Source organism: Clostridium sp. AT4, from assembly GCF_001517625.2.
Taxonomy (GTDB): domain Bacteria; phylum Bacillota; class Clostridia; order Lachnospirales; family Lachnospiraceae; genus Enterocloster.
The window spans coordinates 259734-273447 of sequence record NZ_LN999828.1; the positions used below are offsets into that span (position 1 = coordinate 259734).

Annotated in this window: 13 protein-coding genes; 6 read left to right on the forward strand and 7 right to left on the reverse strand. The window is 48.4% G+C overall.

Annotated features, from left to right (window positions below; translation table 11 throughout):
• Positions 1–256: 256 nt before the first annotated feature.
• The gene (locus BN3656_RS07440; RefSeq protein WP_242962965.1) at positions 257–496 is read left to right on the forward strand and encodes an HPr family phosphocarrier protein; all 240 of its coding nucleotides are present in this window, start codon (positions 257–259) and stop codon (positions 494–496) included.
• Positions 497–646: 150 nt separating this feature from the next.
• Here BN3656_RS07440 and BN3656_RS07445 read toward each other — a convergent pair whose 3' ends face one another.
• Positions 647–2158, reverse strand: a complete 1512-nt coding sequence (locus tag BN3656_RS07445; RefSeq protein ID WP_242962966.1) for a BCCT family transporter — start codon at positions 2156–2158, stop codon at positions 647–649.
• Between the two features lie 241 nt (positions 2159–2399).
• On the opposite strand from BN3656_RS07445, the gene BN3656_RS07450 reads away from it, so the two are divergent.
• Positions 2400–2951, forward strand: coding sequence for a hypothetical protein (locus tag BN3656_RS07450; protein WP_066545998.1), 552 nt, complete (start codon positions 2400–2402; stop codon positions 2949–2951).
• 13 nt (positions 2952–2964) lie between these two features.
• The gene (locus BN3656_RS07455) at positions 2965–4023 is read left to right on the forward strand and encodes an MBL fold metallo-hydrolase (protein ID WP_066546000.1); all 1059 of its coding nucleotides are present in this window, start codon (positions 2965–2967) and stop codon (positions 4021–4023) included.
• Between the two features lie 175 nt (positions 4024–4198).
• On the opposite strand, the gene BN3656_RS07460 is transcribed toward BN3656_RS07455, so the two are convergent.
• Positions 4199–5686 (reverse strand): amino acid carrier protein, encoded by a 1488-nt coding sequence (locus BN3656_RS07460; protein ID WP_081422892.1) that lies wholly within the window; start codon positions 5684–5686, stop codon positions 4199–4201.
• Between the two features lie 197 nt (positions 5687–5883).
• Here BN3656_RS07460 and BN3656_RS07465 point away from each other — a divergent pair, with 197 nt between their 5' ends.
• Together BN3656_RS07465 and BN3656_RS07470 are read left to right on the forward strand one after the other, a co-directional pair.
• On the forward strand, positions 5884–6864 hold the full coding sequence (locus BN3656_RS07465) for a zinc dependent phospholipase C family protein (protein ID WP_066546002.1): 981 nt from the start codon (positions 5884–5886) through the stop codon (positions 6862–6864).
• Between the two features lie 136 nt (positions 6865–7000).
• Entirely contained in the window at positions 7001–7588 is a 588-nt protein-coding gene (locus BN3656_RS07470; RefSeq protein ID WP_066546003.1) for a biotin transporter BioY, read from the forward strand.
• Here BN3656_RS07470 and BN3656_RS07475 read toward each other — a convergent pair.
• The 4 genes from BN3656_RS07475 to BN3656_RS07490 are packed head-to-tail and all read right to left on the reverse strand — an operon-like array spanning position 7542 to position 10793.
• The gene (locus BN3656_RS07475) at positions 7542–8108 is read right to left on the reverse strand and encodes a nucleoside-triphosphatase (protein ID WP_066546005.1); all 567 of its coding nucleotides are present in this window, start codon (positions 8106–8108) and stop codon (positions 7542–7544) included. The genes BN3656_RS07470 and BN3656_RS07475 overlap by 47 nt on opposite strands.
• Positions 8105–8944, reverse strand: coding sequence for a class I SAM-dependent methyltransferase (locus BN3656_RS07480; RefSeq protein WP_242962967.1), 840 nt, complete (start codon positions 8942–8944; stop codon positions 8105–8107). Before BN3656_RS07480 ends, BN3656_RS07475 begins: the two co-directional genes overlap by 4 nt.
• A complete protein-coding gene (locus tag BN3656_RS07485; RefSeq protein ID WP_066546007.1) occupies positions 8937–9749 on the reverse strand; it encodes an ABC transporter ATP-binding protein in 813 nt (270 codons plus the stop codon). The genes BN3656_RS07480 and BN3656_RS07485 overlap by 8 nt, the downstream gene beginning before the upstream one ends.
• Before the next feature lie 6 nt (positions 9750–9755).
• The gene (locus tag BN3656_RS07490) at positions 9756–10793 is read right to left on the reverse strand and encodes an iron ABC transporter permease (RefSeq protein WP_066546009.1); all 1038 of its coding nucleotides are present in this window, start codon (positions 10791–10793) and stop codon (positions 9756–9758) included.
• Between the two features lie 140 nt (positions 10794–10933).
• Between BN3656_RS07490 and BN3656_RS07495 the strand changes: the two genes are divergently transcribed.
• On the forward strand, positions 10934–12088 hold the full coding sequence (locus BN3656_RS07495) for an ABC transporter substrate-binding protein (protein ID WP_066546016.1): 1155 nt from the start codon (positions 10934–10936) through the stop codon (positions 12086–12088).
• A gap of 97 nt (positions 12089–12185) precedes the next feature.
• Here BN3656_RS07495 and BN3656_RS07500 read toward each other — a convergent pair whose 3' ends face one another.
• A complete protein-coding gene (locus tag BN3656_RS07500; RefSeq protein WP_066546018.1) occupies positions 12186–13601 on the reverse strand; it encodes a sodium-dependent transporter in 1416 nt (471 codons plus the stop codon).
• Between the last annotated feature and the right edge of the window lie 113 nt (positions 13602–13714).

Sequence of the window (13714 nt, forward strand, 5' to 3'; positions counted from 1 at the left end):
TGCGGCGGAGTGGGATTATGCCGCTGATGCGGCCCGCCGCAGGCGGAGAATCCCGCTTGTGGGATTCTTTTGTGTAAACAGAGAAAAAAGAATGAAAGTTATTAAGACTGCATAAAAATATAAATGACGTCATTGATTTTGTTGTGAAAAGATGCTATTATGTTTTATAAGAGGAATATATTTTAAGTTAAAGGAGGAAGGTAACCTGCACGTTTTGTTTCTTGTGAATTGAGGTGAGTCTATGGTAACACGGCGTATGGACATAAGGAAAGGAGGATTTAATCCGATTCCGATTTCTTATCTGATTCAGACAGCGAATCAGTTTGACTGCGACATCTTTGTAACCAATGAAAGTACGACAGCAAATATGAAACATTACGATGAAATGAAGAGATTAAATATGTGTGGTTTTCTCACATTCTGCTTTAAGGGAAGCGACGAGAATGCGGCAGAAAACAGGATACATACTATTTTATGGCAAAATACTAACGGATAAGTAAGGAAGTGTAGCATTTCATGCACAAGACAGAATGACAGGAGGCTGTGTGACCAGGCCTCCTGTTTTTGTGTGGTGGTGCGCCTAGCGGCACATAAAATAAAAGAAAGAGCAGGTGATATGTCAGTTTTTCCTGCTCTTTTTTGTTGCTTATTTTTTTGTTTCATTCAGATAGGATCCCGCATCTTTAAAGAAACTCCATATAATAAGAAGAATGATAAAGCTGATGGGAAAGGCTGCAATGATGGATACGGTCTGCAGGTTGTTCATGGAGTTTTCTGAAAAGATCAGAGCAATGGGAAGAAGCATCAGCGTTACAGCCCAGAAAAGCTTGATGAAGCGGTCCGGTTCCTGTTTCTCATCCAGAGAATGGTAGGAGTAGGAGGAAGCGACCATAGTTAAGGCATCAAAGCTGGTAGCGTAAAAAGCGATCATGGTAAGGGCCAGGAGAAGAAGGCCTGCTTTGGCGAAAGGCATGGTTTCAAAAACTGCCATAATTGCTTCATAGAGGTTCTGGGATTGAACATAAATTGCCATCAGATCCAGCCTTCCATGCATCTGAAGGGACAGCCCGTAATTTCCAAGAATGATAAAAGAAGTAAAGGTGCCGGACAGTCCGAAGAAATATCCACCCAAAACGGTCTGCCGTATGGTGCGTCCCTGGCTGATGCTGCCGATAAAAAACGGAGTCGCCACGCACCACACCATCCAGTAGGCCCAGTAAAAAATAGTCCAGTTCTGTGGAAAGGAGGAGGTGCGCAGAGCGTCGGTCCAGGTTGCCAGAGGGATGAAATTCTGGCTCAGGTTTCCCAAAGAGGTAAGACCTGTTTCTACGATATAGCGCATTTCCCCGCCGCCAAAGAAAAAATAGGCTAAGAGGACGAAAAAAAGTCCCACACAGGAAGAAGCCAGGCGGGCCACCCCTTTCATGCCAAAGTACACGGCCATTGTATATACAATGCAGATGGCGATCAGGATCGCAATCGTAAAGGCCGGCGTTTCCGGAATCCCCGTTACACGGCTTAAAGCCATGGATAAAAGGGGCGTTGCCAGAGAAAAAGTGGTAGCTGTTCCGGCTAACAGGGCAAATACGGCAGTGAGGTCAATGATGCGTCCCAAAGCTCCATCTACTCGCTTTCCCAAAACAGGACGGCAGGCTTCGGAGTATTTCTGACGGTTCCGTTTCCGGACATGGAGCATAAAGCCAAAGGCAACAGCTAAAATGATATAAAAACTCCACGGGATCGGTCCCCAGTGAAACAGCGGGTAAACAGAGGCCCAGTCCTGCACAGAACCCATATCAGAGATATGAGGTTCTCCCGCATAGAGCATCCACTCGCAGAGGGAATAAAACAGGATATCGGCTGCCAGGCCGGCAGTAAACATCATGGAGCCCCACTGGAGATTGGAATACCGGGGGGATTTGCCGCCTAGTCGGATGGAGCCAAAACGGGAAAATGCAGCATAGAGAGAACAGAAAAGCGCTCCCAGCCCCATTAAAAGATAAAAGCTTCCAAACTGGTCTCCGAGAAAGAAGCGGATGGATCCCAGCACAGAAGAGGAGTCTTCAGGAAAGGCAATAAAAAGAATACACAAAAAAAGGATGCACAGAAAAGGAACAAGGGTGGTAAGCCAGTCCAGCCTTTTTGTAAGGTGCTTCAAAATGATAACCTCCTTTGATGATACAGGCTTGTATCGTTTTTTGTTCAAAAATTAAGTAATATAAAACATATTGAACATAATACCACCGCATTTTGGAAAAATCAAGAAGTTTTTCAAAAAAACTGTATGTGTATACAGAATCCTTTTTCGAATGTGTAACAATTTTGTAAGAAAAAAGATCTGTTAAATTTTCAGTTTGTCCGTTATAATAGTAACGTTATGAACAAAGGAGGTTTTTGAAATGTTTAACTGGAAGAAAATGTCTCTGGTCCTTTTAGCGGCTGTTTCACTTTTAAGCGGATGTACCAAGAGTAATATCGTGTCTCCTGAGGGAGGTACAAGAGCCGATGACGGACAGCCTGATACAGAGATCGATAAAAATATTAAAATCGACTGGCTGGAAGTGCGGGAGGAGCTGCGGGATCAGTATCTGGAGCCATATGGTGCGTTTGCTGATTATGTGATGGATCTGGATGCACGCTATAATGAAGAAACAGGCGTTCTGACGGTACTGCTGCCTGTAACGCACCAGACAACGCCGGAGGCCGCAGTCGCTTATGCGCAGGATGTCCTGGCTACCATCGGCACTTGTGTACATACCCAGAATTTCTATTACACGGAGCCTGAGACAAACGAAGAAGGCTACACCACCGACTACGGCAGCTTTTTTGATGAGCATGATGTGCTGGTTCAGGTATTCCCTTATGATAAAGAGGGAGAGGTATCCGAGTATATTATCAATGACACCCTAAAGGCGGGAGATGTAAGAGCTCTTGAGCCTGTGAAGAAATAAGGAGGCAGACGCCATGAGAAGGATCGACCGATATTGGAAACGCTGCGCGGCCGGCATGATGGCTGCTCTTATGCTTATGACGGCGGGAGAGGGAGGTTTTACCAGCTTTGCGGCCCAGAGCCTCAATTCTCCTTCCAAGATTGTGATCAGCAATACACAGACCCAGGAAGGAAACGCTTCTGCATTACAGAGCGCCCCGGTAACTACGGCAGCTTTTGGAACGGTAAATACGCCGGTGACAGACGCATCCTCCTATTTTGGAGCCGGACGCATGATCATGCTGGCAAACCATGACACAAGAGCCCAGCAGCTGGCCGTAATTATCGAAAATGGAGCCGGCGGACTGATCGTGGTAGACGGAGGATGGCAGGAAAACAGCGCCTATGTACTGGAGCAGATCAAGCAGAGAGGCGGTCATGTAGCAGCATGGCTGCTTACCCATCCGGATTCCGATCATGTGGGAGCGCTGGCAGATATTCTTTATAACCATAGCAGTGAGATTACCATTGACGGCATTTATTATTCCTTTTTAGAGGATAGCTGGTATGCCGAGAAGGAGCCGGCGGTGGCTGCCATGGTATCCCACTTAAAGGGAGCCTTTCAGAAGGTAGATCCCTCTGTTCTTCACGGAAATATTGTGGCCGGACAGGTGATCGAGGCAGGCCCTGCCAAAATCCAGGTATTAAACCAGGCATATGCGGCAAATAATGACTTTGTCAATAACAGCAGCGTGGCCTACCTTGTATCCTTAAATGGTACGAATGTCGTATTTTTAGGAGATATGGCCAGATCCGGCGGTGAAAACCTGATGGCCAATGTAGATCTGGGGGCATTAAACTGTACCATGGTACAGATGGCTCACCACGGTCAGAACGGGGTTGATTACGAAGTTTACAAGGCGCTCCGTCCATCCGTATGCCTGTGGCCCACACCTCAGTGGCTTTGGGATAATGACAACGGCGGCGGAACAGGAACCGGACCGTGGAAAACCCAGGAAACCCGTAACTGGATGGTCCGTTTGGGCGTAAAGACCTATTTCTGTACAAAGGACGGAGATCAGGTAATTGAGTAGGCGAATAGGGATATTCACATTCTGTTCATAATTCATTCAAAAAGGTTTTACACAATGAACATTTTTTCTTCATCTTTCATGGGTATACTTTAATCATAGATGAGAGAGAAACATTCATCTATCCCCAATATGCTTACAAGATTTTTTTCATAATACTCGAGCTGATAAGTGATTATCAGCTCTCCTCCCTTTTAATAATACTTTTTTCCAGAAAGAGCGTATCATCATCCGGTGATGCGCTTTTTCTGTTATACCGAAGCCTGGATCCTGAGTGCATCTTTTTCCAGGTTTTGGGGAGAGAGATTTCCCTGGATAAAAACAGAAGGGCAGTCAGATTGGGAAAGGCCATCAGGCCGTTCCAGAGGTCGGAAAAAAGCCAGACTGCTTCAGACTGTATGATCCCTCCGGCTAAAATTGCAGATAAAAAGCACAGAGGATAGAGAAAACGGGAAAAGAGGGCAGGAAGGGAGCAGCGGATCGTAAGATAGGTGAGCGCCTGCTTTCCAAGGTAAAACCATGCGATCACAGTAGCAAAGGCAAATACTGCCATGGAAGCGCTGATAAAGGCTTCTCCCAGATTTCCCAGACGGCACTTAAAGGCCCAGGCGGCCAGGGCAGAGCCTTCATAGGGAAGAGAAGCCAGCCCTGGTGACGCAGCTTCTGCCATACAGAGGATGACAAGGGCAGTGAGCGTGCAGAGGATCACGGTGTCGAAAAACACCTCAAACATGGCCCACATCCCCTGTTTTTCAGGCGTTGTGTGTTCGGCGGGGCCGTGGAGCACGGCCAGAGTTCCAAGGCCGGCCTCGTTGGAAAATACCCCTCTGGCAATACCGTACCGCACGCTGCGGCTGATGAGAAAGCCTCCTGCTCCTCCTGCGGCAGCCCGTATATGAAAAGCAGAGTCGAAAATATCCTTTAATACGCCGGGAAGGACAGGAAGAGAGGAAAGGATCACGGTGAGGGAAAAGAGGACATAGATTGCAGCGGCTGCCGGGACGAGACGCTCTGCTGTCCTTCCGATGCTCCGGATCCCTCCCCGGATGACGGCTCCTGTAAGGAGCGTGAAGCACACAGCCGGGAGCCAGAGAGGAAGGTTAAAGGTAAAGGACAGGGCAGTAACAGCAGAGTTCGCCTGGACCATGCTCCCCATGCCAAGGGCGCACATAACGCAGAGTATGCTGTAGAGAACGGCCATAAAAGGGACATTAAGCCCGTGCTCCATATAGAGGAAGGGGCCGCACAGGAAGCGGCCGTCCGGTTCGCGGAGCCGGAAGCGGATCCCCAGACAGGTTTCCCCATAGGCCGTGATCATACCGATAAAAGCAGAAACCCACATCCAGAACAGGGCGCCGGGGCCTCCGGCAGTAAGTGCAGTAGCAACACCGGCAATATTTCCTGTTCCAACGGTAGCAGCCAGGGCCGTGCATACAGACTGGAACTGGCTGATGGTTTCCGGGGAACCTTCATCTGGCGTCCTTTCGTTTGTCGCGTTGTTTTTTTTACCCCGGATGATGCTTCCGGCGGTGGCATCCCACCAGAAGGAAAATCCCCGGAACTGAAAAAAACGGCATTTTACCGTGAGAAATAATCCTGTTCCCAGAAAGATAAGAAGCGTCCATGGTCCCCAGACCATCCCGTGCAGCAGCTTGAGCCATTTCATAACAAAACCTCCAAGAGATATACCCAAAAACAGACTCCGGGTGTTTTAAACAGGCTTTATACTGTGTATTCAGAGCGGGGGAAAAGTATGACAGGAAGAAAATGGAGCAGATTTCCGCCTCGCATTTCCAAATAGAGTGTGATAGAATAAGAGTAACAGCAAAAACTACTGCCCCACAGGCAGAAAAGAGGTGTCTCATGCCGGGATTTACAACCCATTATATATTAGGAATGAAGGCATATAATGACCTTCCTGCCAACTATCTTAAGTTTGTCATTACAAAGTACCGCTGGCTGTATCAGCTGGGACTTCAGGGGCCGGATATGTTTTTTTACAATCTCCCTATCCTGCGCCATAGAGACCACAGAAATGTAGGCTCCTATATGCACGAGCATCGTGTAAATGATTTTTTCCGCTGCGCCTTTGACCGCCTTTCCAGGATTGAATCCAAGCAGCAGAAGGAAGAGGGAATGGCTTTTCTGTGCGGTTTTATCTGTCATTATATTGGAGATTCCATCTGCCATCCTTATGTCTATGGACGGATCGGCTATGATGTACAGAATCCGGGGGGATACTACCATGGCCTTCATGCCAAGCTGGAAAATGATATTGACGCCCTTCTTCTGAAAAAATATAAAAAGAAAAAGCCCTCCCAGTTTAATCAGGCAGCCACGATCTGTCTCAATGGGATGGAAACACAGTTTATTTCCGTATTCCTTTCCGATTGTATCAATGATGCGTTTTACCGTCTGAGCAGCAAAAATCATTATCAGGTAACAGCAGGAATGATCCACCGGTCGATTCTGGCCATGCGCTTTGGCTGCCGCACGCTGGCCGATCCCAACAGCCGGAAAAAGGACCGGATTGAGTTTTTTGAGTCGCTGTTCCTTAAAAATCCCATTGCTTCCAGCAAAATGGTTACAGACGTGGTAGAGGATCCGGTTTGGAGTTTAAATCTGCGTCATGAAATCTGGTGCAATCCCTGGGACAGGAGCATTGCCTCCAGAGCGTCTGTGCCGGATCTGCTGCGACGGTGTCTTGGGAAACTGAGTACGATCTTCTATATGATCAATGAGATCATAGAGGGGTCAAAGGTTCTTCGTCCGGTGGCATTTGAACGGCTTTTGACAGAACTTGGAAATTATTCTTACCACAGCGGCCTGCCATGCAATGATTAAAAACAATGTCAACCATAAAATACAATTGGTTGACAATCGGGACATCCTGTGATATACCATTCCTGTAAGATAAAACAGGTTTCGTTTCAGGCAGATGAAATATCTAAAACGGAACCGGAAAAAGGAGTGGATGGAAATGGATTCAGTTTCTGCAAAAAAATCGAAAAAAATAAGACATAACACTGCTTTTACGACAAGAGAAATGGTATTGGCGGGAATGTTTGCAGCTGTTCTGGCAGTCATCTCCCAGCTGTCAATCCCTACGCCCGCAGGTGTTCCGGTGACGATCCAGGTATTTGGAGTGGCTCTTGTAGGGGCGGTTCTGGGATGGAAGCTGGGACTTTGTTCGGTACTGGTTTATATCCTGATCGGGGCAGCGGGGCTTCCGGTGTTTGCTAATTTTGGCGGCGGCATCCGGTCGCTTATAGGGCTTACGGGAGGTTATATCTGGGCCTGGCCGGTTATGGCGGTGCTTTGCGGGATCCGTCCAGGACTCAAAAACCGGATTTCGGATCTGGCGGTGAGGATTTTGCTCTCTCTTATCGGTCTGGTGGCGGTGGAACTGATCGGCGGTCTCCAATGGGCAGCTCTTTCAGGAGACATGACCACAGGCGCTGTATTTGCCTACTCTATGGTGGCTTTTGTGCCAAAGGATATTGTGATCACCATATTGGGAGTTATTGTAAGCGAGCCGGTAAAACAGATGACTGACAGGATAGGGTAGGCAGAAGGGAAGCGAGCTGTTTTAAAAGTTCCGGTTCATTCCGGTTTTCTTCGGTGATCCGCAGGACGGTCACATCAGGCCTTTGGGCAATTTCCTGCAAAAAGGGAGAGGGGGCCTCCTGAAGAACACCAAGAACGGGAACAGGACCGTCCAGGACTTTAAGAATCATCTGACGAAACCGGACTGCTTCTGCTTCATGGGGGCCCAGTTCATCCATGAGGATCAGATCCTTTTGAAGAAAATCAGACAGCGCGTTACAGCCCAGGCGGTCAAACCGTCTGGGCGTTTCATTTGATGAAAGCGGCGAAGACGTGCCACAGATAAAGAGAAGGTTGGTTTCATCCGGATCTGCAAGGACAGCGGCGGGAAGAAGATGGACAGAAAAGCCGGTTTTTAAATATTCACAGGTACGCAGAGTAAAAAAGCCGCCGATCTGTCCGTCAAACGAGCGCAGTGTTTTTTTCAAAAGGGTGGATTTTCCCACCTGTTTTGCACCGGTTAAAAATACATGGTGTGTCATTGGTTTGTTACCTCCCAGAGAAGACGTCCATAGCAGGAGTCGGTGATTTCCGTTATGGTGCCATCTGTTTCAGTATGATCGGTTAGCCAGGTCATGACAGCGTTTCTGTTTGCAGCAGTACGATCGTCAGGCAAAAACATTTTTTCCATAAGGAAATCCAGATATTCCTCATCCGGAACGATCTGTTTTTCACTGTGTCTTGGTTCATAACTGGTTTCTGGTTTGTATCCCATAAGAAACAGCATATTAAAAGCGGCATAAAACCATCGGCCGCTATTTTCATGCCTCATGGCTTTTTCGGGAAAGACTTCGTTCATAATCTGTTCCATGAGCCGGTTTTTGCGGTACAGATGGGAAATACAGCAGCAACGGCCCCGGCTCATTTCCATGGCCTTTAAAAGCTGGCTGTGACTGCGGACTGCGGGGGTTAAGGAAACGAATACCAGATCGAAAGCCCGTTTGAAGCCTTCTTTTTTCAAATCCAAAGTATCAAAATCACAAAGATGGAACTGGAGATTGGTAAGTCCCAGGCTTTTGGCATATTCTTTTCCCTGAGCGATCATTTCACCGGAAATGTCCAAGGCTGTGACAAAGCGGACTCTGGAAGCGAAGGCAGCTGCAAAGCGGCCCGGTCCGCAGCCGATATCCGCCACTGAGAAATCTTTTTTCAGAAGCCCATGGTTCTCCAGAAAAAGGAAATCTTTTTCCAGACGCTCATCCGTTTTTCGATTGTTTTTTCGCTCATGAGCCCAGGAACGGGCTCGGCGGTCCCAGATATTGGGAGAAGGCTCAGTCTCCTTTTCCATTAAAGAGATAAAATAGGCCAGATCATTCAAGAGAAGTCCGCTCCTTTCCGACAGGTGCTTTTACGGGCATACAGATGGTTCGGGAATGTCCATACCTGTCTTTTACAGTTACAACATCCATTTCAATGCCATAAACGGCCTGAAGATTTTCGGGAGTAATTACCTCTTCGGGAGAGCCGAAAGCGGCCACAGAGCCTTTCTTCATCATAAGCACCCTGGTACCGGCAGAGGCGGGATGTTCGGGACTGTGTGTAGACATAATGATACAGTAGCCCCTGGAAGCAAGATCCTTGATCACATCCATAAGGAGCTGCTGGTTGGCGTAATCCAAGCTGGCAGAGGGTTCGTCCATCACAAGGATTTTAGCAGACTGGCAGATCGCACGGGCGATCAGCGCCAGCTGGCGCTGTCCTCCGCTGAGGGAGGTGTATTTTTTATTGGCAAGCTCCAGGGCATTGACCTTATAAAGAGCCTCAAAGGCTGCATCACGATCGACAGCCTTAGGACTGTCAAAGGCAGAAAAATGGGAGGCACGGCCCATGAGCACCACATCCAGCACGGTATAGGAAAAGACGGGAGAATGGTACTGTGGAATATAGGCGATACGGTTTGCAAGCTCTCTGGGGGAAAGCTTTAAATGATCCTGTCCGTCTATGAGGATACGGCCTCCGGAAAGAGGGATTGACCCCATTATCAGACGGAACAGAGTGGTTTTTCCGCAGCCATTGGGGCCGGCCAGACAGAGAATGTCTCCTTCGTCTGCTTCGCAGCTTACATTTTTTACAATATCGCCTTTCCCATATCCGCCGGAAACATTCTGCAGTTGTAAAAGCATGGTCGTTTACTCCTTTTTCTGAATGATAAGAGATACAAAAAAGGGCGCTCCCATAATAGAAGTTACAACGCCCAGGGGCAGTTCCATGGAAAGAAGGGAACGGGCCAGATCATCCATGAGAACCAGATAGGTGGCTCCCAGCATGGCGCTGGCAGGAATCAGACGGCCGTAGTCGGCTCCGACCAAAGCCCGTGCCATATGGGGGATCATCAGTCCGACCCAGCCGATGAGGCCGCCCAGACAAACGGAGGCAGCGCTGAGGAGCGTAGAAGCAGCAATGAGGATCAGACGGTAAAGACGGATATTGATCCCAAGGCTTTTGGCTTCCTCTTCATCCAGAGTGAGGAGATTGATGCGCCAGCGCAGAAGAAAGATGATGACCAGTCCCGCAGACATGGGGATCAGGCTCCATAAAAAGGAGCGGGTATCGGTTTTTGTAAGGCTCCCCATGAGCCAGAAGGTGATCTGCTGAAGCACATCATTGGGATCTGCCACATATTTGATCATGGTTACGCCTGCGTTGCACAGCGCCATGATCATGGAGCCGGTGAGAACCAGGCTGAGGGTTATGGAATGGACGGATCTGCGGCTGATCAGATAAGAGGCAGCGACCGCTGCGGTGCCGCCTGCAAAGGCGGAAAGCTGTATAAGCCAGTTAGAGGCGCCGAAAAGGATTGCAAAAGCGGCTCCCAGACTGGCTCCGGAGGAGACTCCCAAGATGTCGGGGGAGACTAAAGGATTGCGGAACATTCCCTGATAGGCTGCGCCCGCTGTGGACAGCGAGGCTCCGATAAAGACTGCGGACAGAATCCGGGGCAGACGAATATTCCAGAAAATGGTAACAGCCTGAGGAAGGATTTCGCCTTCATAGCCGAACCGGGATAAAAATGCCGTTACGACCTGAGAGGGTGACAGGGGATAGTAGCCCACCCAGAAGGATAAAAGGACTGCTGCAAACAGAAAGATAAGCAGTCCGGTGTTCAGGAAACAGTAGCGCCGTCTCTGGACCGCTTCCTGTTTTACTTCAAGATGATGATTCAACATGGACGTTTCCGCCTTTCCTGATGCTTGACAAAAAAAATTTGCCGTGCTAGTATGAAAATACCGTTATATTTTATAAAAAAGTACGATATTTAAAAATATAACGCATAAAGACCAGAATGTCAATTAAGAGGAGAGGGAAAATGAGACGAGGAAAAAAGATTTTACCGGCAGTGATGGCACTTACCCTGGCTGCAGGAAGTATTACAGGATGCTCTGCTTCTTCTGCAAAGACGGAAACAGCCAAAGAAAGCACACAGAGCCAGGCTGAAACGAAAACAGCCGCACAGAGCGCACAGGCAGAGGAAGCGTCTGAGGCGGCGGGAGAGCGGGAGATAACAGATATGGCAGGCCGTAAGGTTGTGGTGCCGGATGAGGTTGAGACGGTATTTTCCGCCAGTACGGTAACTGCTATTTTTATGTATACGCTGGCTCCGGATAAGCTTCTTGGATGGAATTATGAGCTGAATGATCTGGAAAAGAGCGTTATTCTGAAAGAATACCATGACCTTCCTAATTTTGGAATGGGGGATTCCATTAATTATGAGGCGGTCATTGCCGCAGGCCCTACCATTGCAGTCAACGTGGGAACCATCAATGACAAAATGATATCAGACTGCGATAAGCTGTCAGAGAGCCTGGGAGTTCCGGTTGTGGCTGTAGACGGAGATTTGGCCGCTTCAGCAGAAGCCTACCGTTTTATGGGAGAGCTGCTGGGAGAGGAAGAGCAGGCTGAAAAACTGGCTTCCTATGCGGAAAAGACCTTTGCAGATATTGAAAAAATGGAGGTTCCTGAGGACAAAAAGGTACGTATTTATTATGGAAACGGAGAGGATTCCCTGGAGACCGCTCCGGCCGGCTCTGCTCACGGACAGATCATCGATATGGTAAATGCAGTCAATGTGGCAGATCTGGAAATGGGAGAAGGCTCCAGAGTGCAGATTTCTGCCGAGCAGCTTCTTGCCTGGGATCCGGATGTGATTGTGGTAAACGGAGAGCCAAAGGCGGATACGAGCGGCGCTTCGGCTGCTGAGGCAATTCTGGCCAATCCGGATTACGCATCTTTAAAGGCAGTGCAGAACCAACAGGTATACGGAACGCCCAATGCCCCCTTTAGCTGGATGGACCGTCCTATGGGGCCCAATCGTATTGTGGGAATCCGCTGGCTGTCCGGCCTCATCTATCCGGAGTATCTGAATTACAATGTGGATGAAGAGGTAAAGGAATTCTTTGATCTGTTCTACCATGTACAGCTTACCGATGAGCAGCTGGAAAATATTTACAGTGGAGCAGTATAAAAACGTATCGGGCAGACACTAAAAAGTCCCTTCCGGCTTTCGTCACAGACCTTTGGTCCGACGGAGCGGAAGGGACTTTTTTTGCCGGAGCAACAGATCAGACGAAAAGCTTTTTGATCATTTCAAACACGCCGGCAGACTGTAAAAACAGCACAGCCATGATGATCGGAGTCACATACCGGATCATAAAGGCATACATTTTTTTGCGCTTAAAGGTATGTCCGCTGGCTTCCATTTCCTCGCAGATCCACGTCGGCCGGATGATCCAGCCTACAAAGATGCAGGTGAGGAGGGAAATGAATGGCATGAGAAAGCTGTTGCTGATATAGTCCATCAGATCCAGAAGCTGGGCGGATGCTCCGTTTGGCAGCTTCATTTCAAAGTAGAATACGTTATAGCCCATACAGATGATCACGGAGGCTGCCGCAGAGAGCAGTGCGATCACAAGGCTGGTTTTTTTTCGTGTGGAGTGGAAAATCTCCATACAGTTTGCAACCAGTGTTTCCAGAATGGATACAGAGGAGGTAAGAGCCGCAAACACAACCATAAGGAAAAATATCATTCCAAGGACTCCGCCCAGGGGTCCCATGGCTTCAAATACCTTGGGAAGGGATACGAACATCAGGCTGGGACCGGAGGCCATTCCTTCTGTGCCGAAAAATACATAGACCGCAGGGATGATCATAAGTCCGGCCAGAAATGCAACCGTTGTATCAAAAATCTCGATCTGGCTTAAGGATTTGCTTAGGTTTACATCCTTTTTTACATAGGAGCCGTAGGTGATCATGATTCCCATAGAAACACTTAAGGAAAAGAACAGCTGGCTCATGGCATCCAGAAGGATTTCCAAAAATCTGGCAGGAGTAACTCCGTCAAGATTCGGCATAATGTAGACTGTCAGTCCCTGAAGGCCGGTCCGCTCTGTTCCGTCTGCTCCGGTACTGCTTAATGTGAGGGAAAAAAGGCCGATCCCGATGATCATTAAGAGCAGTCCCGGCATGACGATCCGGGAAAATTTTTCAATGCCCTTTTCTACCCCGCGGTATACGACCAGTGCGGTAAAACATAAAAAGATCAGCATGAAAACCACAGGTGATACGGGTGAGGTGATAAAGTCTGTAAAATATCCGTCCTGGGCGGCTGCCTTTCCTGCTCCGGTAAGATAGACAGCCAGATACTTTAAAATCCATCCGCCGATGACGGAGTAATAGGTCATGATAATGGCCGGAACGCAGAAGGTAAGATAACCTAAAAAGCTCCATTTTTTCTGTATTTTCCCAAAGGCGTGAAGGGCGTTTGTCTTGGTGCGCCGTCCGATGGCCACATCTGTGACAAGAAGGGTAAAGCCGAAGGTAAGTACCAGCGCCAGATAGATGATCAGGAACAGTCCGCCTCCGTCCTTGGCGGCCAGATAGGGGAACCGCCAGATATTTCCTACTCCTACTGCGCTTCCTGCTGCTGCCAGCACAAAGCCTAAGGAGCCTGTAAAGCTGCTTTTTTTCTTTGCTTCCATGTTTTGAATACCTCGTTGTCTTGTTGGATTGTAAAAGGGGCCAAATCTGTTTTGACCCAAACAGTATGATTATATCGGTTTGCAGAGAAAAAGCAACCGCCGAAAAGTTTCAT